The sequence below is a fragment of the Streptomyces sp. BHT-5-2 genome (assembly GCF_019774615.1).
In the GTDB taxonomy this organism is placed as follows: domain Bacteria; phylum Actinomycetota; class Actinomycetes; order Streptomycetales; family Streptomycetaceae; genus Streptomyces.
Window position 1 is genome coordinate 2,265,323 of sequence record NZ_CP081497.1, and the last position, 22,028, is coordinate 2,287,350.

General features: G+C 66.2%; 12 protein-coding genes, 1 pseudogene and 1 riboswitch. Of the genes and pseudogenes, 10 read left to right on the plus strand and 3 right to left on the minus strand.

All coding sequences use genetic code 11. From position 1 onward, the window contains the following. The first annotated feature begins 5 nt into the window (after window positions 1-5). Entirely contained in the window at window positions 6-767 is a 762-nt protein-coding gene (gene istB / locus K2224_RS37710) for an IS21-like element helper ATPase IstB (RefSeq protein ID WP_221912206.1), read from the plus strand. A gap of 84 nt (window positions 768-851) precedes the next feature. On the opposite strand, the gene K2224_RS37715 is transcribed toward istB, so the two are convergent. Next, window positions 852-3,191, minus strand: a complete 2,340-nt coding sequence (locus tag K2224_RS37715) for a CRISPR-associated endonuclease Cas3'' (RefSeq protein WP_260693745.1) — start codon at window positions 3,189-3,191, stop codon at window positions 852-854. A 157-nt stretch (window positions 3,192-3,348) separates the two neighbouring features. On the opposite strand from K2224_RS37715, the gene cas5c reads away from it, so the two are divergent. The 6 genes from cas5c (at window position 3,349) to K2224_RS41175 (ending at window position 11,689) form a co-directional block, all read left to right on the plus strand. After that, window positions 3,349-4,119: a type I-C CRISPR-associated protein Cas5c gene (gene cas5c / locus K2224_RS37720; RefSeq protein WP_221911588.1), complete on the plus strand. Its 771-nt coding sequence runs from the start codon at window positions 3,349-3,351 to the stop codon at window positions 4,117-4,119. A 1-nt stretch (window position 4,120) separates the two neighbouring features. Then, window positions 4,121-5,956, plus strand: a complete 1,836-nt coding sequence (gene cas8c / locus K2224_RS37725; RefSeq protein ID WP_221911589.1) for a type I-C CRISPR-associated protein Cas8c/Csd1 — start codon at window positions 4,121-4,123, stop codon at window positions 5,954-5,956. A gap of 55 nt (window positions 5,957-6,011) precedes the next feature. Further along, window positions 6,012-6,881 (plus strand): type I-C CRISPR-associated protein Cas7/Csd2, encoded by an 870-nt coding sequence (gene cas7c / locus K2224_RS37730; protein ID WP_221911590.1) that lies wholly within the window; start codon window positions 6,012-6,014, stop codon window positions 6,879-6,881. A 560-nt stretch (window positions 6,882-7,441) separates the two neighbouring features. Further along, window positions 7,442-7,765, plus strand: coding sequence for a hypothetical protein (locus K2224_RS37735; RefSeq protein WP_221911591.1), 324 nt, complete (start codon window positions 7,442-7,444; stop codon window positions 7,763-7,765). 1,999 nt (window positions 7,766-9,764) lie between these two features. Beyond that, window positions 9,765-10,052, plus strand: coding sequence for a hypothetical protein (locus tag K2224_RS37740; protein WP_221911592.1), 288 nt, complete (start codon window positions 9,765-9,767; stop codon window positions 10,050-10,052). Between the two features lie 767 nt (window positions 10,053-10,819). Continuing rightward, the gene (locus K2224_RS41175; protein WP_260693747.1) at window positions 10,820-11,689 is read left to right on the plus strand and encodes a transposase; all 870 of its coding nucleotides are present in this window, start codon (window positions 10,820-10,822) and stop codon (window positions 11,687-11,689) included. Window positions 11,690-11,802: 113 nt separating this feature from the next. Here the strand turns inward: K2224_RS41175 and K2224_RS41180 are convergent, their stop codons facing one another. Next, complete coding sequence (locus tag K2224_RS41180; protein ID WP_260693749.1) at window positions 11,803-12,141, minus strand: hypothetical protein; 339 nt, start codon at window positions 12,139-12,141, stop codon at window positions 11,803-11,805. A gap of 1,654 nt (window positions 12,142-13,795) precedes the next feature. Between K2224_RS41180 and K2224_RS37750 the strand changes: the two are divergent. After that, window positions 13,796-14,366: pseudogene (locus K2224_RS37750) on the plus strand (NAD(P)-binding domain-containing protein); the annotation flags it as partial. Between the two features lie 405 nt (window positions 14,367-14,771). On the opposite strand, the gene K2224_RS37755 reads toward K2224_RS37750, so the two are convergent. Continuing rightward, the gene (locus K2224_RS37755) at window positions 14,772-17,495 is read right to left on the minus strand and encodes an amino acid adenylation domain-containing protein (protein WP_221911593.1); all 2,724 of its coding nucleotides are present in this window, start codon (window positions 17,493-17,495) and stop codon (window positions 14,772-14,774) included. 823 nt (window positions 17,496-18,318) lie between these two features. After that, window positions 18,319-18,459, plus strand: a riboswitch (cobalamin riboswitch). A 552-nt stretch (window positions 18,460-19,011) separates the two neighbouring features. Between K2224_RS37755 and K2224_RS37760 the strand changes: the two genes are divergently transcribed. Further along, window positions 19,012-20,250 (plus strand): MFS transporter, encoded by a 1,239-nt coding sequence (locus tag K2224_RS37760; RefSeq protein WP_221911594.1) that lies wholly within the window; start codon window positions 19,012-19,014, stop codon window positions 20,248-20,250. A 15-nt stretch (window positions 20,251-20,265) separates the two neighbouring features. After that, window positions 20,266-21,960 carry a condensation domain-containing protein gene (locus K2224_RS37765; RefSeq protein ID WP_221911595.1) on the plus strand — a complete coding sequence of 565 codons (1,695 nt, stop codon included), beginning with the start codon at window positions 20,266-20,268 and terminating at the stop codon, window positions 21,958-21,960. Window positions 21,961-22,028 lie beyond the last annotated feature (68 nt).

Sequence of the window (22,028 nt, forward strand, 5' to 3'; positions counted from 1 at the left end):
GCTAGCTGACCGGCAACCGCATTCGCACTACGGCCGCCAAGCTCGGCCTGCCCCATCTCTCGGAAACCATCAACGAGTTCACCCGGCGAGCGGACGAGGGCAAGATGGGCTACCTCGATTTTCTCGACCTGGTGCTCTCTGAGGAACTCGCCGTCCGCGACGACCGCCGTTTCCGCACTGGGCTGCGGATCTCGAAGCTGCCGCACCACAAGACGCTCGATGAGTACGACTTCTCCTTCCAGCCCGAACTCGACCCCCGCAAGGTCAAGGACCTCGCCACTCTGTCCTTCGTCGAGGCCAAGTCGAACGCCGCTCTGCTGGGGCCGCCCGGGGTCGGCAAGACACATATCGCCGTCGCTCTCGCGGTCGCGGCCTGCCGGGCCGGCTACTCGATCTACTTCACCAGCCTCGACGACATGGTCCGCAACCTCAAGGCTGCCGAGGCAGCGGGTCGGCTGACCAACAAGCTCGGCTCCTACCTGCGGCCGAGCGTCCTGGTGGTCGATGAGGTCGGCTATCAGCCTCTCGAACGAGCGGAGGCGAACCTGGTCTTCCAGGTCATCTCCAAGCGTTACGAGAAGGGCTCGATCATCCTGACGTCGAACAAGACCTTCAGTGAGTGGGGCCAGGTCTTCGGCGACGAGGTCCTCGCCACTGCGATCCTCGACCGCCTCCTCCACCACTGCGAAGTGATCTCCATCAACGGCCCCAGCTACCGACTCAAGAACCGCCTCAAGGCCATCGAGCGGGAGAACGAAGTGGCCTAACAGCTGGGGACGTTCGTCTGTACATAACTGGGGAGCCAAGGCCGTACGCCGACACCTACCGCCGAGGACCTCGCCGAGTGCACCTTACGCGGGCGGCTCGATGCCTCGTTGCGGATGATAGGGACCGGTCCACTCGCGCAGGTCGCCGGCGACTTCGACGGCGTGGCCAGTGTTGATTGCTGTCTGCAGTTCTTGTTGTGGGATGGATGCCATGTGGTCCTGGAGTGTGCGGTAGGTCTCCGGGGTCGGTACTCCGCTGCGGAGTTGTTTGACGGCGTCTTGGGCGCCCTGCCGGTCCTCCTGGTTGAGTTGGGAGCGGATGACGACGACGGCCACGGAGTGCTCGTTGTCGATCATGCGCATTCTGCGGGCGACTTCCGGGTAGTCCAGCTTCTCTCGTAGTGCCTCGATGGCTTCTCCGGTGTCTCCGTTGGGATCTGTAGAGGAGCTTCCGGCCTGGAGTCGGTAGCGGTGCCGGTAGTAGGAGCGCAGTGCGTCGAGATCGTCTGGATTTTTCAGCCCCTGGCCGAAGCGACGAGATGCTGCGGCGATGCCGCAACGGTTGTAGATCACGCGTGGCTGGAGGCCGTCCGACGGTTCGAAGATGGTCATGACGCTGTCCTCGGCCCGGTGGCGGCCTTCGCGGTTGATGCGTCCGGCGGCCTGCTGTTCGGACTCCGGAAGCGACCTGGCGCGGAATCCGCGCGGGAAGTCGAGGTCGACGCCGGCCTCGATCAACGACGTCGACACCAGCAGAGTGTCCAGGCCGGCCTCAAGGCGTTGCTTTGCCACCTGGATGGTCTCTCTGCGGTGGCCGCCGGTCATACGGGTCGACAGGTGCAGAGTGCCCGGATTTTCCTCGCGGTCGCCGAGCCACACTTTGTGCACGTGGCTGGCGTCCTTCGTTCCGTTGACCACCACCAGAGCGTCGTCGTGCGTTGCGGCCTCTGTGGCGACGCTCCCGAGGGTCACCTCTGGACCGGTGCGCCACTCGTACCGGACCCGGCGCAGCTGATGGAAGAGCGGCGCTGGATTGGCGACGATGTTCCGCTGCGGCAGGCCGGTTTGCCAGGGGTTCAGTGCGGTGAGTTCCGGCTGGGTCGCTGACGACAGCACGAGGGTCACCCCGTAGTGCTCCGCGAGTTGCCGCAGTCCGGACAGGATGGGTGTCAGCAGCGTGTCGGGGAGGGCCTGGACCTCGTCCAGGACGATGACGGAGTTCGCGAGGCGGTGGAGCCGGCGGGTGGCGGACGGGCTGTTTCCGAAGAGGCTCTCGATCAGGCGGACTGTGGTGGTCACGATGAACGGTGCGTCCCAGTTCTCTGCGGCCAGCTTCACCCACGGGTTGGAGCGGGCATGCTTTTGACCTGGGTGGACGCCCCCCGAGGTGCCCGAGGGCCGCGACCCGCGCCGGTCGGACGCCTCGAAGTTCACTGCGGAGTGGTGTTCCAGGACCACCTCTGCCCCATGCTCTGGATCCAGCAGGCTCCGGTAGACCGCCGCGTTCTGCTCCGTGATCGAAATGAATGGGACCGCTACGATGACGCGCCGCAGCCCGTGCAGTGCGGCATGGCGGAGGGCGAAGCCGCCGCCGGCGAATGTCTTTCCTGCACCGGTCGGCAGGTGCAGCCGGTATACCCCAGGCTCGCTGGCGGCTGCTTCGATGGCCTCCCGATAGACATCCTCGCGGAGCCTGTCCAGCCACGAGGGAGCCTTGCAGCATTGGCGTTCGGCAACAGCCTCCTGGCGGCGGGTCTCGTACCGCCCCCATAATTCCGCCATGCCCACGTGCGGCCGGGGGGCCGTGCCGGGCCTGAAGTGTGCGGCGGTGTCGAGGCGGTCCGCGTCCACTACAGCCGAGTAGGTCATGCGGATCAGCATCTCCACGCTGGTCCTGTCGCGCGGGTCAAGCCATTCCGGAGCGGCCGGGCATGTTCCGTCCAGGATCTCCGGCATGACTTCGGCGACCTGGCTAATCGCCTGGTTCACCTCTGTGGAGTCCAGCATCAGCCTCTTGAGCCGGATCCTGAGTTCCGACCAGGCGGACAGGCCGGTGTGGTGTCCCTCGATGACACCGGCAAACGGTGTCAGCACCGGATGGCGCCGGGCCGCCTGGGCGAACAGGAACGCCCCGGCCTCATGGTGTGAGGGACGGTGGAGCTTGCGGCCGGTCGTGGCTTCTTCGATCAGTCCGTCCTGCCAGGCGCACGCGCCCTTGCCTGTGTCGTGGTCGCGCCCCAGCCGGTAGGCGAGTTCTCCGCCTCCCCAGGGTTCGGCGAAGCGGCGGGCCAGCTCGCCGGTGCCTCGGGCGTGGTCTTCGTACCAGTGCCAGAGGCCCCGATGGCCGGGTGAGTGGGCTACCAGCCTGCCTTCCGGAACCGGCATCGGATCGCATAACGGTTCAACTGCCTTATTTTCAAGCATATTTGACTTCCCATCATTTTTGCGCTGAGATCCGAACAGGCCGCCACATTCTCCGCCGATCCGCGTAGCGCAAGACGTGGATCGAGGTGACGCAACGACGCTAGCCGCCAGCACTGACAACGGGCCGAGCCAGCCAGTGCATAAGGGAGGAAGATGCATGATTACGGGCCATAAACGGCAGCGCGAGGAGAGGGTCGATCGGCCGCTTCACGTGCAGGTGGAGGCATGGGGGCCGCTGGCCTGCTTCACCCGCCCAGAGCTCAAGGTCGAAAGGGTTTCCTACCCAGCCATGACCCCCTCGGCAGCGAGAGGGCTGCTGGAGGCGATCCTCTGGAAGCCGGAGATCACCTACCGGGTCGAGCGGATCGAACTGCTCAAGCCGGTGCAGTGGACCAGATTCCGGCGCAACGAAGTCAACAACTCGATCATCACCAAGAAGACTTACGAGGATCTTCGCGCCAACAACGGCTACCGCTACGACGTCGCCGAGGACCGCGGGCAGCGCGTCACCGTCGCACTGCGGGACGTCGCCTACCGCATCCACGCCACCATCAACGCCATCGACCGCCGCACGATGCCGTTGCCGAAGTACCGCGACCAGTTCGACCGCCGAGTCGAGCGCGGTGCCTGCTTCGAGCAACCCCACCTGGGATGCCGTGAGTTCACGGCATTTTTCGGTCCTCGCGGATCAGCCGAGGAGGCCGGCGTCGTCACCGCTGCCGACCAGGCAGGGATTCCCCCGATCGACGAGATCGGGCTGATGCTCCACCACATCGAGTACCTGCCGAAGGGTCAGGAGCGCTACCACTGGTTCCGTGCCCGTCTGGAAAACGGCGTTCTCCACGTGCCACCTCGCCCGCTCGATTCCGCTCAGGTGGGCGGGATGCCCGGGGCCGAGGGCCGCGCCTCTGCCGAGGGGACGGCCTGACGTGCTGCTGCACAGCCTCGTCCAGCACGCCGACAGCCGCGAGGATGCCATCCCCGACTACTACCAGCGACGCCTGGTCATGTGGCAGATCGATCTTTCCAGCACCGGCGACAGCGAGCCGCTGATCATCGATCTGCGCCCCAGCAAGGGGGAGAAGCCACGGCAGGTCACCGCCCCCTACGGAGTCCGCTCCGGGAAGAACCCGCCGCCATTCCTGCTCGCCGACAGCGCGCTGTACGTCCTCGCCCACCCCGGCCTGGTGAAGCAGTCGGACGGAGAGAAGCTGCCGTCGACCAGCCCGAAGGACCTCACGAAGGCCCAGCAGCGTCACGCCACCTACCGCTCCATGGTGACCTCCTGGTGCGACGAACACCCCGACCTTCCCCAGGCCCGCACGCTGACCAAGTGGCTGGACAGCCACACGCCGGACCGCTGGCCGGAGGCGATGGACCAGGGGCATCTCGTGGCCATCAGCGTGGACGGCGAATGGATCCACGACCTGCCGCAAGCCCAGCGCTGGTGGGCCGAGAAAGTCACGAGCGCCAAGAGCGGAAAGCCGGGCAAGAGCCAGGAAGGCATCTGCCTCGTCTGCGGAGAGACGGGATCGTTACTGAACACTCTCCCGGTTCCCATCAAGGGCCTTCCCAACTCCGGGATGAACACGCAGCTGATCTGCCTCAACCAGCCCGCCCACTATCGGGCCGGCATCAAGCAGCTAGGCGCCACCCCCGTCTGCGTCCGCTGCGGAACCAAGGCCACCACCGCCCTGAACACGCTGCTGGCCGACCCCGAGCACCGCACCTACGCCGGAGACTCAGCCATCGTGTGGTGGACCCGCGACCCCACCACCGAAACCGACATGTGGACCCTGGACAACCCAGACCCCACGGAGGTTGCCCAACTCGTCAACGGTCTCCGCCACCCCCGCAAGGGACGCGATGCGCTGGCCGCCCTCGATGAGGACGCCTTCCACGCCGTCACCTTGCGGGTAAACACCAACAGGGTCATCGTCGCCGACTGGATCACCATCCCCGTCCCCGAGCTCAAGCGGCGGCTGGGGACCTGGTTCGCCGACCAGCAGACCTGGGACGGCTGGAACAACACCTACGTCTACTGGTCAGTCTGGCGCCTCGCCTTGGCCGCCGCCCGCTGGGACAAGCGGAAAAGCAAGTACATCGACACCACCATCCCCGTGCATCTGCAAGCCGACCTCGCCAAAGCCGCACTCCACGGCACCCCGCTGCCTGCCCACGTCCTGCCGGTCCTCATGCAGCGCATCCGCGCCGACCACCACATCGACCGGCCTCGCATCGCGCTGCTGCGCCTCGCCCTGACCCGTACGACCACCCGCCACAAGGAGCTGAGCGTGCCCCAGCTGAACGCCACCTCGACCGAGCCCGGATACGTATGCGGACGGATCATGGCCATGCTCGAAGCGATCCAGCGCAAGGCCATGCCCAAGGTCAATACCACCATCACCGACAAGTACCTGACCACCGCTGTCGTCTCGCCCCGAGCCGTTCTCACCCGGCTCCGCATCGGCGCACATCCCCACCTGCGCACCGTCGCCCGCAAGAGCGAACCCGCGGCCAAGGCCATGGAAATCCGCATGCGGGAAGCCTTCGACCTGCTCGATGACCTCCCCGCCCACCTCAACGCCGAGCAGCAGGCCCTGTTCATCCTCGGCTACGAACATCAACGCGCCCACTCCGCACGCGCCGCAGCCGAAGCCATCAAGGCCCGCGAGGCCGGCAAGGACCTCGCCGACGACCAGGTAGCGGACGCCCTCCCCGAAGCCACCGAGGACGCAAGCACAACACACAGCGCGCTCCGGTAAGCGCCCAACAGCCCACAACCACACAACCAAACCTGGAAGGACACCCAGCACAGTCATGACCGACGCACATCTGGACCCCACCCGCAAGCACGACTACGTCTTCCTCATCGACGTCAAGGACGGCAATCCCAACGGCGACCCTGATGCCGGCGGCATGCCCCGCATCGACCCCATCACCAGCCAGGGCCTCATCACCGACGTCGCCCTCAAGCGAAAGATCCGCAACACCATCACTCTCGCCCACCAAGGGCAGCCTGGCTTCGAGATGTACGTCGAGGAAGGCGTCGCCCTCAACCCGCAAATCCAGCGCGCCTACCACGAAGGCGGAGCCAAGGAAGGCAACACCGCCAGCGCCCAGGAGTGGATGATCCGCAACTTCTACGACGTGCGCCTGTTCGGCGCCGTCATGTCCGTCGGTGACCAGAAGAAGCACGCCGGAAAGGCCCGCGGCCCCATGCAGCTCACCTTCTCCCGCTCCATCGACCCCATCACCCCCCTCGAGGCCGGCATCACCCGCGTCGCCCCGAACAAGCCCGAAGACCTCGCCAACGGCAAGGTCACCGAAATGGGCAACAAACACTACGTCCCCTACGGCCTCTACCGCGGCCACGGCTTCTACTCCGGAGCCCTCGGCACCAAGGCACACGTCACCTCGGAAGACCTGGCCGCCTACTGGCAAGCCATGACCATGATGTTCGACCACGACCGAGCCGCCTCCCGAGGCGAAATGGCCATCCGCGGCCTGTACATCTTCTCCCACGACAACTCGTACGGGCGGGCACCCGCCCACAAACTCTTCGACCGGATCCGCATCAAGCCACTGGGCCACAGCGAAGCACGATCCTGGGACGACTACGCCGACCAGATCGACATCGACGAAGACACCATGTCCGAAGGCGTGGCCCTCACCCGCCTCGTCGGCTGACGGCGACCCAGGAACGCAACACTTGCCGTATCGGCAACGACCGCACCGTCTCACGTGGCGGCCGCTCGTCAGGGTGGCCGAGGATCGCAACCGCCCCGTCCTGGGCAAGCCGGTGCCCATGGGACGGGAGTCGCGGTCACCCTCCAGGGCGACCGTGGATCGCAACGCATGCATATTGGAATCGGCCCGGGTCTGCGTTCCGATGGTGGCGGTCGTCCGCCGAGGCGGCCGTGGATCGCAACAGCTTGACGATGTTGTCGACGGGGAGCGGACTGGGCGTGGCGGTCGTCCGCCAGGGCGACCGTGGATCGCAACGGCCTGGCGCTGCGCCGCTACTGGGAGGCCCAGCACGTGGCGGACGTCCTCCAGGACGACCGAGGATCGCAACCGCTCTTCGCTGAGCCTCACGCAACCGCTCTGCCGCGGACATCCTTACCCTGCAGCCGGTAGTGGCGGTCGTTCTTCGGGGCGACCGTGGTTCGCAACTGGACTGAGGGCCACGAGGTGGGGAAGGCGTTCGACAGTGGCAGTCGTCCTCCGGGGCGACCGAGGATCGCAACATGGCGGCGATGCCGATCGGTGCGGCCTGGGTCATCGTGGCGGTTGGTCTCCGGGCGACCGTGGATCGCAACTATCTGAACAAAATTCAGGAAGACGCTGACGGCTGGAGTGGCGGTCATCCTCTAGGGCGACCATGGATCGCAGCTCGTGCACCGTGCACCGGTCGTGCCGTCCTCGGCACGTGGCGGTTGTCCTCCGGGGCGACCGTGGATCGCAACGACCAGATCGCGCCGAGCCTGCAATCGGCGTTCGCCGCGAGTGGCGGTCGTCCTCCGGGCGACCAATGGGTCGCAACGGCGACGGGTTGCCCAGTGGCAACATGATCGTCATGGCTGGCGGTCGTCCTCCAGAGCGGCCGTGGATCGCAACGGTGGCTCACTCCGCGAGATCAACGCCGGAGCCCTGTGGCGGTCGCCCTCCGGGCGGCCGAGGATCGCAACGAATGGCCATATGACCACCTCGTCGGTCACAGCGTCATGTGGCGGTCGTCCCCTGGATGGCCGAGGATCGCAACAACACATCGCTTACGCGCTTGCTCAGCACGACAAGTGGGTGGCGGTCGCCCTTCCGGGCAGCTGAGGATCGCAAGGATCTGTCCGCCGCGCTGCATGACGTCTTGCTTATGTGCCGGTCGCCCTCCGCCTATGGCACCTTCGAGCGCGAATGCGACGTGGCGTTTGTCCTCCCGGGCGGTCGAGGATCGCAACGTTAACCACATCGCAGTCGACGAGCGGATCAAGTCGTGGCAGTCACCCTCCGGGGAGACTGAGGATCGCAACCGCCTAACCGCCCTCAGGTGGCCCGGATCCGGGCAGTGGCGGTCGCCCTACCGGGGCGAACTGTGAATCGTAACGTGCACTCAGGGGAGGCCCAGAAATGTCGGTGACAGGTGGCGGTCGCCTTCCGGGGTGGCCGGGGATCGCAACCGCTTCGCGCTCTTCCACACGATGACAGCGACGATGGTGGCGGTCGCTCTCCGGGGCGACCGTGGATCGCAACTGGACGCAGCTGCTCGCTCGCCTCAGCGTCCCCAGCGCGTGCTGGTCGCCCTTCGGGCGGCCGTGGATAGCAACGGCATCCTCGCCGCCTGTAGGGTCGAGGCCGACCTGTGGCAGCCGTCCCCGGAGCGCGTCCGTGGATCGCGACTCGATGTCGCTCCCGCGGAAGGCCAGGGTAGCCTGTGGCTGTTGCCCTCCGGGGCGGTCGAGGATCGTAACCGCTTGGTGGTCGAGCTGTTTTCGGCCCTCAAGGGTGGCGGTCGTCCTCCAGGGCGACCGCGAATCGCAACTCCGACAACTGGTGTTCTACTGTCCCCGATGCCACTCGGGGAGGCGGTTGCCCCGGGGCGGCCGGGGATCGCAACGACGACGTCATGGCTTCCGCCTCGCGGCTTCTGAGCCGTGGCAGTCGCCCCCGGGCAGATGAGGATCGCAACCGTCGCTGGCCGAGCGTCTCGCCTGCCGTGGCGGTCGTCGCCTGGGATGACCGTGGATAGCAACCAGCCGTAGACGATGGCGGTGAAGGTGAGGCAGCGCCACGGCAGTGCCCCTGGGGCAGCCGAGGGTCGCAACTCAAACGGCTTGAGGTAGCGCAGCGTCAGCTTATCGGTGTGGCGGTCGTCCTCCGGGACGACCGCGGACCGCAACCGAATCGGGGTGCGGCGTATGTCCAAGATGACTTTGGGTGGCGGTCGCCCCCAGGGGCGGCCGAGGATCGCAACCGGGCCCGAGGCGCTACTACCCTCGATGCGCTGGCATACCGGTGGCGGTCGCCCTCCAAGGCGGCCGAGAATCGCAACATCTCCCGAGGGTGCGGGAACGTTGGTAGCCGACGCATTGCGGTCGTCCCCCGGGATGGCCGAGGATCGCAATGCGCAACTCCGTGAACACGCGGAGGCGCACGGCCACGTGGCGGTCGTCCCCCGGGGCGGCCGAGGATTGCAAGATCGCTTGGGGTCGTGGGGGAGGTTGTGACCAGGTGGTGGTCGTCCTTCGGAGCGACCATGGATCGCAACGCCACAGCTTTGAGCCGCAGCACCAGGACCAAGATGTGGTGGTCCGTTCCGGAGCGACCGTGGGACGCAGCTTCGCCCCGCCCTTGTTGTTGGCGATCGCGGCACGTGTGGCAGTCGCCTCCAGGACGGCCGTGGACCGCAACAGCGATTCCTAGTCGGATGCCCACCAGGCAGGTGGGTAGCGGTCACCTCCCAGGCTGCCGTGGGTCGCAACTGCAAGGGACAAGCAGCCAAGGTGCTCGCCGCGCTCGTGGCGGTCACCCCTCGGAGCGCCTGAGGGTCACCACGTCGAGAGCGGGGACCTGGTCGTGAAGTTCGCCCTCGTGGCGGTCACCCTCCGTGGCGGCCAGGAATCGCAACGGATCGGGTCGAAAGACCGGCCACTCGCACCGGTGGCGGTCTTCCCCCGGACGGCCGTGGATTGCAACTTCGCCATCGGGCTGATCACCCGCCCGCTTGGCAAGTGGCACTCGCTTTCCGGGACAGCCGAGGATCGCAATGTCCCTCGCGTGCACACCGCCCAGGGCACGGTGCGGGTGGCGGTCGCCCTCCGGGACGACCGGGGATCGCAACAGCGACAACATGCTGTCACCTGAGGGGCGCACGATCATGTGGCGGTCGTCCTTCGGGGTGGCCGGGGATCGCAAGAGTCCAGGCCCAGGCCGGAGAACGCTGCCGCCCAAGTGGCGGTCCCCCCGGGGGCCGGGGATCGTAATAAGGGCATCTGGTGGATCGTTGGCCGGTTGGCAGCCGCCCTCCGCCGCCGCTGGGGACAGCCCAACCCAGCGGCTGAAGATTGCAATGCCGTGCTCGGTGGACGAGAATACGTAGGACACATGGCAGTGGCGGTTGCCCCTGAGCCGGCCGAAGATCACAACCCTTGCATTGCCGAGTACTGGTTCGGCGCTGGCCTGGTGGCGGTCGCTCTCGGGGCGGGCAGGGGATCGCACCGCCTGATGCTGTCTCCTCCATAGCTGCGCTCGCGTGCGCGTGGGGTCGCCTGTCAGCGTGCGAGCCGAAGTGGCTCTGGCAAGATTTTCGTAGCCGGAGATCATCTCGGTGACACGGTGGGCCGGTCCGCATAGCGGGCAGCCTGTGGCTGTGCTCTGTTGAACTGGCAAGCCTGTTACCGCAGTTGGTCAATGTGCTGGTGGTCTCGGTCGATGTCTCCGATGTTGTCGTGGCGGTCCGCGCCCGCACGAGGTCCGGTGTTCCAGCGGAATGTACCGGATGCGGCAAGAACAGCGCGTGGCGCCACAGCCGCTATGTACGGCGCCTCGCCGACGTCATTCTGGGAGGTCGGCCTCTGCGCATCGACTTGTCCGTACGCCGCCTGTACTGCGAAAACCCGACTTGCCCGAAAGTGACCTTCGCCGAGCAGGTGCCAGGGCTGACCGTGCGTTACCAGCGGCGCACACCACAGTTGCAGCGCCTGGTAGAGGCCGTCGGTGTGGTGCTGGCCGGCCGGGGTGGTGCCCGGATGCTGCGGATCCTGAACGTCACGCTCTCGCGGTGCACCGTTCTGTCTCAGCTGATGCGGGTGCCGCTTCCGCCACTGGAGGCACCCCGGGTGCTGGGGGTGGATGACTTCGCGCTCTACGGTGGCATCTACGGAACCCTCCTGGTCGACGCAACCACCCGGCTCCCGCTCACACTCTGGGAGGGACGCGACGCGGAACAGCTCAGCCAGTGGCTCCGCAAGCACCCAGGTGTCGAGGTCGCCTGCCGCGACGGCTCCCTCACCTACCGGCAGGGCATCACAGTTGGTGCCCCCGACGCAGTGCAGGTCAGCGACCTTTTCCACCTCTGGCAGGGACTCTCCCGCCGCGTCCAGGACATCGCCTCCACCCACCGCGGCTGCCTTCCCGCAGCACTGCCCCCGGTTAGCGCGACCGACACCGCCCCGGTCGAGGAGACTGCCGAGGACGCCGCGGCGGACACCCGGGCCGGGCGCCATGCCCGAAGGTTGTTCGAGGCCGTACATGCGTTGACCCACACCGGCCGGAGCCACAGCTCCGTGGCCCGGGAGCTCGGCCTGGACCGCCGCACGGTGCGCAAGTACGCCCGAGCCCGCACCTGGCAGGAAGTGATGCGCCGCCCGCCCCTCAAGTCCTCCACCCTGGACCCCTACCGCGGCTACCTGCAACAACGCTGGGACGAGGGCGAACACAACGCGATGGTTCTCCACGAGGAACTCCGCAACAAGGGCTACCTCGGGCACTACAGCGCGTGAAGATGGCCCTCGCACCCCTGCGACGCGGGCTGCCTCTGGACCACCCCCGCGAACGTCTACCGTCCCCGCGCGAAGCCGCCCGCTGGATCACCACCCACCCGGGCCGCCGCAGCCTACACATCAACGACCGCCTGCCCCGGCTCCTCGATCACTGCCCTGAGCTCAGGCACACCCACGACCTGGTCCGTCAGTTCGCCAGCATGCTCGACAACCGCGACGCCACACCCCTTCCGGGCTGGCTCGACGCCCTCGCAACCAGCGGATTGGCCCCTCTCGCCGGCCTCGCTGGAGCCCTGCGCGAAGACCAACAGGCCGTCGCCCAGGGAATCACCACCCCATACAATTCCGGAGTCAACGAAGGCCGTATTACCGATGTCAAGCTGCAGAAACGCCTCATGGCTGGCCGCGCCGGCGTCCCACTCCTCCGCCACCGCGTCGTCCTGATCGCCCACCTCCGCCGACGCTATGCGGACCGGCCCACCGTGTCACCGAGATGATCTCCGGCTACGAAAATCTTGCCAGAGCCACGTTCACGTGTACGCCGACATCGCCCTCCGGGGCGGACGAGGATCGCAACTTTGGCGCCCTCACCTCCGGCTTTCAGCACCCTACCGGCGGCGACGGTCCTCCAAAGCGACCGGGGATTGCAAGGGTCAACACCAACCGTGGGGCTGCTGTGGTGTTGGCGGGTGGCGGTCGCCCTTCGGGGAGTCCGGGAAACGCAAGTCGTGTTCGACCGCGAAATTCGTGCGGCCGTCCAGTGGCGGTCGTCTTGGACGGCAAAGGACGACAAAGCTACTCAGGCGCCTCCGATGGCCGCACACCTATGGGACTTTCAGGGACTTTCAGCTCTGTCAGAGGGACTTTCGGCCGCGTGAGGGGGCAAGCGCTTGAAAGACCAGAAAGGGCCTCCGGCACAGGTCAGGACCCCTTTCCAAGGTGAAGTCCCAGGTAGGGGCGGACGAGTCGGCCTATACGCCGGGGGCAGCCTCCGTAGCCACAATGCGGGTGAGGCCGTGGCTGCGGGCGCCAGCCGCGTTCAGCCCAGCCTTGAGAATCCGGTGCTCGTGCGCGGCATCAGTGCCGCCCTACCTCGGGCTCCGCGGTGTGGACGGACAGGGGGACTCCCTGACGGTAGGGAGGCCTGCAGCGCCTGGCCGCCGGCGCGAGTCCTGCCCAAAACGAGAACCTGCGGCTTATGGTTTTGGGAGCGATTGAGGTCGAGGCGTGCTGGCCTGGCGGTTGAGCTCGTGGTTGATCAGAAGGCTCTCTGCCGGACGAGCACCAGTTCGTGCTGGTCTTGCGGCGTGTGGCCCTGGGGGCGGAGCGGTCGGAGACCAGCCCGGCGATCGCGAGGCGGGCCTCTGCGTAGGTCTCACGCCGGCCGGTGAACCGCTGGAGCGGCCGCCACTGCTTGAGTTCGGTGTTGGCGTGCTCGACGCGGATCCGCACCGGAGACTGGCGGCGGCGCTGAACGCGAAGCAGTCGACGGCATCTCCACAGCCTCGCTGTAGGAGTCACACGGTCGAGCCCGCGCAGACGAATAGCAAGTGCCACACGATTGAGTGATGACGGCTCCGGCGCCCCCGAGTACCGTAGAAGTAACAAATGGACTATTGGAGTAGCTCCAGCTCGGTAGTGAGCGGCGTGATCCGTAGGCTCCCAGTACAACTCGGACCTCGGACACACACGCAAAAAGCCTGGTCAGTGCGCTGACCGGGCTTTTTGCATAAGGGGATCGGTTGGGTGGTCGAAATGGGTGCGCGGGCCCTTGGCGGAGCAGTCCGCTGACCTGGGGTTTCTTCCGAGCTCGGGTGTGGGGGTTCGTGTCGGGTTGATGTGGAGATTGCGTGTTCTCGGCTTGTGGCTTCGTGGCCTCAGGACGGTGACCTGTGCCGTTGTCTGCGCGTGGCGTGGGGTTCGTATCGGCGAAGGATACGAGTCGGGTCCGCCCCTTGTCCTATTGGGTGTGGCTGGTGCGGCGCACAGTTTCCGCTGTGGAGATATCTGCGGATCGAGCGGTGAGGGGTGGTGATCTTCATCAACGGCAAGACCAACACGGACGGCGGACAGCCCACCGCATGAAGCAGCGGGCAGACGCGGACTGCCTACTCCTCGCTGCCCTGCCGCCTCATCCCACCCGAGTCGCATGAGACGTACCCGGACGCCGGGCACGTGGTGAAGTACCTCGCCGAGTACGAGAAGCGGTACGAGCCGCCCGTCCAGCACGGCATCCATGCCCAGGCCGTCCACCGCGACGGCGACCGGCTGCGGGTGGAGACCGACTCCGGCAGCCGGAAGGCGCGTGCGGTCATCAGCGTCACCGGCACCTGGTCGCGCCCCTTCCTGCACGTCGTCCCCGGCCGGGAACTTTTCTCCGGCCGCCAACTGCACACCGCGGCTACCGCCATCCGGCCGACTTCACCAAAGACGCGTGTCCGCGGTCGGCGGAGGCAACTCCGGAGCCCAGGTCGCCGCAGACCTTGCCAGCCATGCGGAGCTGCCCTGGGTCAGCCAACGGCCACCGCAGTTCCTGCCCGACGACATCCACGGCCCCGCCCTGTTCGACGTGGCGACCGCACGCCGCAGCGCCCTCGACAGACGCGAGACCGACACCGGCGGAGTGGCCTCGCTCGCTGACATCGTCGCCGTACCTCCCATACGAGCCTCCCGCGACCCCTGCCAGGGCAGAGGTATGACGTGCCCGGCCGCAGCCCCGCTTTAGGAGCGAGATCGAATCTCTGATCGAGGGTGCCGACGCCATCCGCTCGCAGACGGCGCACCGCCGCGGGGAGGAGGTTGGTCGAGTTGTCAGCCTCCGCCGCTGTATTGCAGTTGTTCCTGGCTGTCCGACAGACGGCAAGGCGTATCGGCAACAGAGCAATCATGCGGAACCGGAGCTGATCAGGCTGCGACCGCCTGGGAACGCCCAGGCACGATTCGCCCGGCCTCAGCCAGCCGGTGCGGTCGCCGCTGGCGCGGGCTACCCGCGAGCGCACCGTGCCAATGCCGCCCCAATGCAGCACTACCGACGCCATACCGCCGGGTCTCTTGCCGACAACTGCCCTTGAGTGCACCAGTGCTACGCGGAGGTGAGGTGTTCCTGCAGCGCGGCCCTGTCGACCTTGCCGTTGACCGTGCGGGGGAAGCTCTCCAGCACGACGATCTGCTCCGGCACCATGGGGGCGGGCAGTCGCTCTGCCATCTGCCCGCGCAGTTCTGTGGCATCGGGAGCCGGCGACCGGGACGCACGAGCGAAAGCGAGCAGTCCGGTCCCGGCGGCGTTGAGTATGACGACGGCTTCGCGTACTCCGGGGAGTGAAGCCAGATGCGTTTCCACAGCGCCGAGTTCGACGCGGTGCCCACGGACCTTGACCTGATGGTCGCTTCGTCCAACGAAGTCGAGTGTCCCGTCGGAGTTCCAGCGGACGAGGTCGCCCGTCCGGTACATCCGCGCGCCGTCCTGACCGGTGAACGGGTCGTTGAGGAACACGCTCGCCGTCGCCTCGGGACGTCCGTGGTATCCGCGGGACACCCCGGCGCCGCCGATGTAAAGCTCACCCTTGGCGCCGAGCGGCAGGGGACGGAGCTCCTCATCGAGCACGTACAGTCGGGCGCCCGGTACCGGGCGCCCGATGGAGACCGGACCGGGAGCCTCGAATCGGGCGTAGCTCGCCCACACCGTGGCCTCCGTCGGACCGTACTCGTTCACCAGAGCCACGAGCCCCGTGTGCAGTGCGAAGTGGCGTTCGACCAGCTCCTCGGGCAGCGGCTCGCCGGCCACGATCACTGTGTCGAGCGTGCTCATCCCGTCGGTGCCGGTGTGCTCTGCCGCGTCCAGGACAACCGAGTACAGGGAGGGCACGCACAACAGATGCGTCACGCCGTGGCGGGCGATCAATCGAGCCAGGAGATGCGGGTCGCGCACCTCCTCGGCCGTGGCGACGATCAGTTGGCCGCCTGCGGTGAGCGTCCCCCAGATCCCGGCCACGGAGGAGTCGAAGGCCAGCGGCGACACGAGCAGAAAGACCGGCACCCCTGGGTAAACGGCACGGCGCGCATGGGTGGACGCGGCGAGTTCGCCGTGACCGACGAGGACACCCTTAGGCTCGCCCGTGCTACCCGAGGTGTAGATCAGGTACGCGATGTCGTCTGCCGCCACGCGCACAGGGCCCCGAGCGAGGTGCGTTCGACCTGTAGCTGGATCAACTGGCCCAAGTCCGGTGGCCGTATCAGTCGCAGCCTCCTCGGAGTGGTATGCGTACTCTGCACAAACGCGAGGAAGTGACGGGGCGACCGGCCGCCGTTGCGTGGACGTGGTCACCACTAGTGCCGCGACGCCGGCGTCGGACAACACCGTCTCGATACGCCGGTCGGGGTGGGCCACGTCTACCGGGACGTAGGCAGCGCCGCATCGCAGGATGCCGATGACTGTAGCCACCATGGCGATCGAGGGCTCGGCCAGTACGCCGACACGACACCCTTGCGTGACACCCGCCATGGTCAGTTCGGAGGCGATTTGAGTTGCCCAGGCATTCAGCTGTCCGTAGGTGATGGTGCTCACGCCACAGCTCACGGCCGAGCGTTCCGGGTGGGTACGCATGTGCTCTGCGACGAGTTCGTGGACGGGAGTCCGGTCCGCTTCGGGAAGGTCGGTGCCGCGGCCGAGGGCGAGGAGCGCATCGGAGTCCAGGCCGGGCTCGCCGCTGGGGGACACCTCGCGGCGTGTCCGTGTTCGTGTGGGTGCGGGCCGGGAGGGAATTTGCCAGTTCGCCGCGCCGTCGAGTTCCGCGAGGGAACGTTCGATGGAATGCAGCGTCGGCTCATGCCGCAGCATGTCCCGGTGGCTCACCTCGACCTCGAAACTACGGAAGTCGGCGAAACCCAGATCGGACCAGTCTCGGTCCTCTCCTGTCATGAGAGCCAGGTCCGCCGGGTCGTAGCGATCCGCCGCGTTGAACAGCCGTACGGGAACGTCCTGAAGCTGGGGCTGGTACCCCGTAACCGCAATCCAGAGAGATCCGTAGACGCGCAAGCGGGCCTCGAACGAGGCGAGGTCGGCCTCCAGGATGTCGGTGCCCCTGGTCTTGAGCGCGTGAAAGACATGCTCGGCATCGACTTCGTCCGCGGCCAGCTCCAGCCCCATCGACGAGGCTATGCCTGTGAGGCGCTCCTCAATCATCTCGTCGAGGATCAGCGGACGGCGGTAGAGGGAGGTGTTGAACAGCGAGACGGATACGACGTCCCAGCCCCGTGTGCGCAGGGCTCGTGCCAACTCGTAGGCGAAGACGCCGCCCGCGCAGTACCCGGCGAGGTGCAGGGTGCGCGGCACCGCGGATTCCTCCACCACTCGCACGAAGTCCGCGATCATCTCGTCAAGGTTCGTGAACGGCAAGCCGTCCCGCGGGTCCAGCCCGAGTGCCTGAAGCCCGAACACTTGGCGGTTGAGTGGCGCACCGCCGAGGCGCTGCAAGCCGATGACTCCTCCGCCACCGGAAGGCAGCAGAAGCAGAGGTATCCCGTCGCCCTTGTCGTTCAGCGTCACCAGCCGCTTGCCGGAAGCCGGAATGCCTCGCCTGATCCAGTCGCTGATACCGCGGAACGTCTGTGCGTCGAAGACGACCTGGACGGGGAAGTCGGTGTGGAACGCCTTGCACAGGGCGGTGGTAAGACGGGCGGCCGCCAGTGAATTGCCCCCGGAGTCGAAGAAGTTCGTGTCGAGGGATTCGGGAGTTGAGCCGAGAATGCGGAACCACTGGGCTGCGACGACTACTTCCACAGCGTCGCGCTCGACGAAGGTCGACATGATGAGGGCTACCTCTTTGCGGTTGGCAGATCAAGGAAGGCGTACGAAGGGACCGTCACCGCGGCGCGAGTCGCCGGCATTCGGTGACTCGCTACGGCTGAACAACGCCACTTCGCACGCAGCCGACTCGCCCTCGGCTCACGTGCATCCGCTCTTCGGTCGCGGACTTGCACTACGCGGAGGTCTGCGAGCAGGTCACAGCATCCGAGCGGGTACCGCTACGGAGAGGCCGGACCGGTGCTCTGGCGGGAGACCGCCCACTGACGTAAGCATCACGTCAGCCGACCACCGTCACGTACTGGACCCTAACAGACATGTTCGAACGCGCCAGCAGGCCAAGGCGCTTGAAGAGTCCAGCGCGCCGCACGCCATGCGGTTCGCATCCCAGCGGTGACAGCTGCACGAAGCACAGCAGCAAGGGCCCGAGCCCGCTCGTTCCAGCGCATCGCGACGGTGACGTGAGAGATGACGACGTCACACTGGCTTTACATCCTGACGCGAATGTGCAACGTTCTTGATCAACACTTTGCCCGTGCTCCTGACGACCGCAGCAGTCACACGTCTTGACCGGACCGATCGGCTACTTCGCCAGCATGAGCACGGAACGATTCCGGGGGATACGGGGATGAGTGCGATGGCTCCGGTTCGAACGCCCAAGTTGTTCGAGTCGAGGTCACACCGCGCGGCGGCTAAGTATTGCAGTTGCGCAATCAGAGCCAAGTCCGCTGCGATCCAAGCGAATTGGTGCCGGCGCGATCACACAGCGAGGCGGCCGTCCAGCTTGCTTGACGTGGCGTCGTCCTAGTACGCCGTCGAGATTCACCTCCCCTCGGGCTCGACAGGCCCCACAACTTCACCAGGGCGGCAGGACCCAGGAAGCCGGTGCGATTCCGGCACGGTCCCGCCACTGTGACTCAGGTATATGCCTGACAGTCAGGAACTGACCTGCCGCCTTCAACCACTTAAGGGACGTGGAGATCCCTGAAGGAGGAACCAGTCATGTTCAGGCTGCTCAGGTCGTTCGACTATGAGAGCGCACCCGTCACCGCCTCGCAATCCGCACCCGCTGGTAGGCGGGCGGATGGCGACGCTGTTCGAGTACAGGGCGGACGGCCCCTGATCCCGCTGCCTCAGTTCGTAGACGACTGACGGAACGTCGTGCAGGTGTGACCCTCAGTCGATCGCGCGATTCGTGAGGGATACGTCGGGCCGTTTCACTCGCCGCCCCGAGTGACGACCTGTGCGTTTCCTTATGCATATCCACCGCGCAAGCCACTTGCTGAACTGACGCTCGGCCCTGCTCAGGTGTTCGCCGTCTAACGGCAGCACGCAACATGCCTACTTGGGAAGTCGGGCCCGTGTGGCCAGCGATTACTGCACTCTACACCTAAAGCTCGCGTGTCGGGCAAGCCAGCCGGCATGCCTCGGACGCACGTCCTGCTACGCCTTGACCATCTGCCCGAAAGGGGCTGTTCGCTTTGTTCTTTTCATGGCCCTTCAGGGCAGGCCGCCGGAAATGACCAGTACTGAAACGCCGCAAAGCGACCTTGTGCCGCTGCGGAGGAACTGGAGATTCCAGGGCTATTGGCTGGGTACCACCGTCGGAGCCATCGGGACATCGATCTCTCTCCTTGTCTATCCGCTGCTGGCCCTTTCGCTGACTGGATCAGCCCTGCTGGCAGGACTTTTAGCGGCGACCCAGCCGGCAACGGCCGTGCTGCTCGGCATCCCGGTCGGTGCGCTTGCCGACCGTTTCAGCCGGCGCAACCTTCTGTTGGTGTCCGAAGCTCTGAGAACGCTGGTGACCGTGGGTGTTCTCTGCTTCGTACTCATGGGTGGTGTGGACATCGTTGGCCTCTTCGCCGGGGCTGTCACGCTTGGCGTGGCGGGTGCCATCGGGATGCCGGTAAGGCGCCTCGCCTTGCGTTCCATCGTCCCTCCCGAGCAACTGAGGCAGGCGATGAGTCAGGATGAGGTGCGGGTCAACATCGCCATGCTCACCGGCCCTCCGCTCGCAGGTGTCCTGTTCGCGGTGGGATCTGCGCAGCCTTTCGTGGTGGTCCTGGCGTGCTTCGCGGCATCCATGGCCTCCGCGTTTCTGACCCGCCTTCCAACGACCGGGCAGGGAGTCGGCCGACTGACCCCACGTGCCCTCTTCGGAGGGGCGACGGCCGGCCCGCGCATTCTGTGGAAGGACCCGGTTCTGCGGTCCGTCACGGGGCTGATGACGCTGGAGAATTTCATCTTCGCCGCCCTCAACCTGATACTGATCAATTACTTCCAGAAGAAGGGTGTCGACGCGCAGGTCATCGGCCTGGCTCTTTCCGGAGAAGCGGTCGGCTATCTGACTGGTGCAGCACTCGTGGCGCGTCTGCACCAAAAATTCCGTCCGGGTATCCTCCTCCTCGGCGTGGTGTGGATCTCGCTGATCATGACCGCCACTCTGCTCTTCCCCGCTTCGCCGGTCAGAGTGTTCTTTTTGCTCTTCGCCATATCAATGGGGAAGCCAGCGCTTTACGTCCTGATCGACGTCATCGTCTTCCATCAGGTGGACGACGCCGTACGTGGGCGAGTCATCTCCGGCAGCTTCACCGTCCTTTCTGTCGGTGCGCCGCTCGGAAGCGCCGCTGCGGGGCTCCTGCTCGGCCACCTCGCCCACCACGCCGCGATCGCCCTGTTGTGCCTGATCCTCCTCGTTCCCCTGGGCGCGGCGACCACCTCCTCGAAACTGCGCAGCGCCCACTGGCCGGCCTGACCCCTAAGGACTGACGTGAACGCAGAACAGCGGCAACTCGATGCCCTCGACGTATCGCTCGTCGAGGAGCTGGTGTGCGCCCAGGCCGCGGAAGTGCTGGGGCACCCCGTCTCCGCATCGGACAACTTCTTCTCCCTGGGCGGTGATTCGGTCCGGGCCGGACGTCTTGTGATGCGGCTGACCAAGGCACTGCACGGCCGTGGCATTAACGACATGCAGGATGTCTTCGAAGCAGTGGACTTCGCCGACCTGTCCGCCCGCATCTACGGACGTCTCGCCGATGCGACTTCCGCCCCTGCACCTGAGCCATCGCTACCAAGGGAGCAGGCAAAGCCCTTGCAGCCGCAGGTGGATGACAAGGGTCGACGGCAGATTCCCCTGACGTATAGTCAGCACCGTAGGCTGCAACGGGATGCCGACTCAGTCGGTCAGCGCATCGCCCATCACGTCTCGCGGTCGTTCCACGTGGTCGGTCCGCTCGACCTTGCCAGTCTTGAGGCCGCCTGCCACAAGCTCGTGGAACGCCACGAGGCCCTGCGTTCCGTCTTCGACGTCGACCTCCGCAACGGCGAGCACCGGGGGTACCGCCTCTCTGCCGGGGACATCGACTGTGACCGTCTCTTTCGGGTTCGTCAGGTGCCCGTCGGCGCATGCGTGGAGGAGCAAGTGCAGGCGGAGCAGGGCGTGCTCTTCGACCTGCCCACTGAGGTGAAGCTCAGGGTGCTCGTGCTCTGCACCGGGGAGAACACGGCCACCGTCGTCGTCACCGCGGAACACCTGGTGTGTGACGGCGACTCTTTCACGAATCTCGTCCGCGACCTCTCGGCTCTGTACAACAGCCGTGTCGGGGCGTCAGGGGACGCTGTAGCCCTCCCGGACATCGAGCCGCGTTGCTGGGCGGAGGAGGAGTCGCGTTGGCACCAGGCGATGCTGGAGGACCGTCTGACGCACTGGCGAAGCCGCCTGGACCCGTTGGAAGCGCTGCCTGAAGTCCGGTTGTCCGGGATGCGGGATCCCGAGGTGCGGCCGACCTCGGCCGCGCAGTGCCACGGTCACCTGACCGCCGGCACCCTCGACAGGCTGCGCAAGACCTGCGCGGCCGAGTCGACGACACTGTTCTGCGGATTCGTAGCCGCTTTGGGTCTGGCCGTGCTTGCTGACGCGGGACACTCGGTGGCGGGCATGGTCAGCCCGACGTCCGGTCGCCCAGAGGGGTGGCAGCATGACGTCGACTGGTTCGCGACCTCCGTCATCAACCGGTTCAGGATCAATACCGAGCTGCCTGTCCGCGACGTCCTCCGCTCGGCAAAGCAGTCCATGGCGGCGGGCCTCACACACTCTGTTCCGCTGCCTCTACTCCTTCAGCATCTCCAGCTGAACAGAGACCTGGTACAGAAGTGGCGGCCATGGCTGTATCTGGCCCTCGATACGAGCGACAGCTCACCGATGCGGCTTCATGGTGCGCACGTCGAGCCTGTGGCTGCCGACGTACAACTGGCTTTGCGGGCAGGGCTGACCATCCGAGTGGAGATGCACCCGGACTCCGGTGCAACCGTCCTGTTCCAGTACGAGCAGGAGGTCTGGCCCGCGGCAAGGGCCAAGGAGTTCATGGGGACGTTCACCAGGATGGTGTCCCTCGTCTCCGAGAACCCCGCGGATACCGATGTGGCCACCCTGCTTCGGACGTACCAGTCGGCAAGTCACCCCTAAGGACAGCCACGGCAGCAGCCGCCCGCGCCGTTCACCGTCGTGTCGACGCCTTCCGAAGTCCCCCACAC

What these genes read in the sequence shown, in the direction of transcription:
- K2224_RS37715 (WP_260693745.1), bottom strand. Translation starts at nt 3,191, where the DNA reads ATGCTTGAAAATAAGGCAGTTGAACCGTTATGCGATCCGATGCCGGTT.
- cas5c (WP_221911588.1), top strand. Translation starts at nt 3,349, where the DNA reads ATGATTACGGGCCATAAACGGCAGCGCGAGGAGAGGGTCGATCGGCCG.
- cas7c (WP_221911590.1), top strand. Translation starts at nt 6,012, where the DNA reads ATGACCGACGCACATCTGGACCCCACCCGCAAGCACGACTACGTCTTC.
- K2224_RS37735 (WP_221911591.1), top strand. Translation starts at nt 7,442, where the DNA reads ATGGCGGCGATGCCGATCGGTGCGGCCTGGGTCATCGTGGCGGTTGGT.
- K2224_RS37755 (WP_221911593.1), bottom strand. Translation starts at nt 17,495, where the DNA reads ATGTCGACCTTCGTCGAGCGCGACGCTGTGGAAGTAGTCGTCGCAGCC.
- K2224_RS37760 (WP_221911594.1), top strand. Translation starts at nt 19,012, where the DNA reads ATGACCAGTACTGAAACGCCGCAAAGCGACCTTGTGCCGCTGCGGAGG.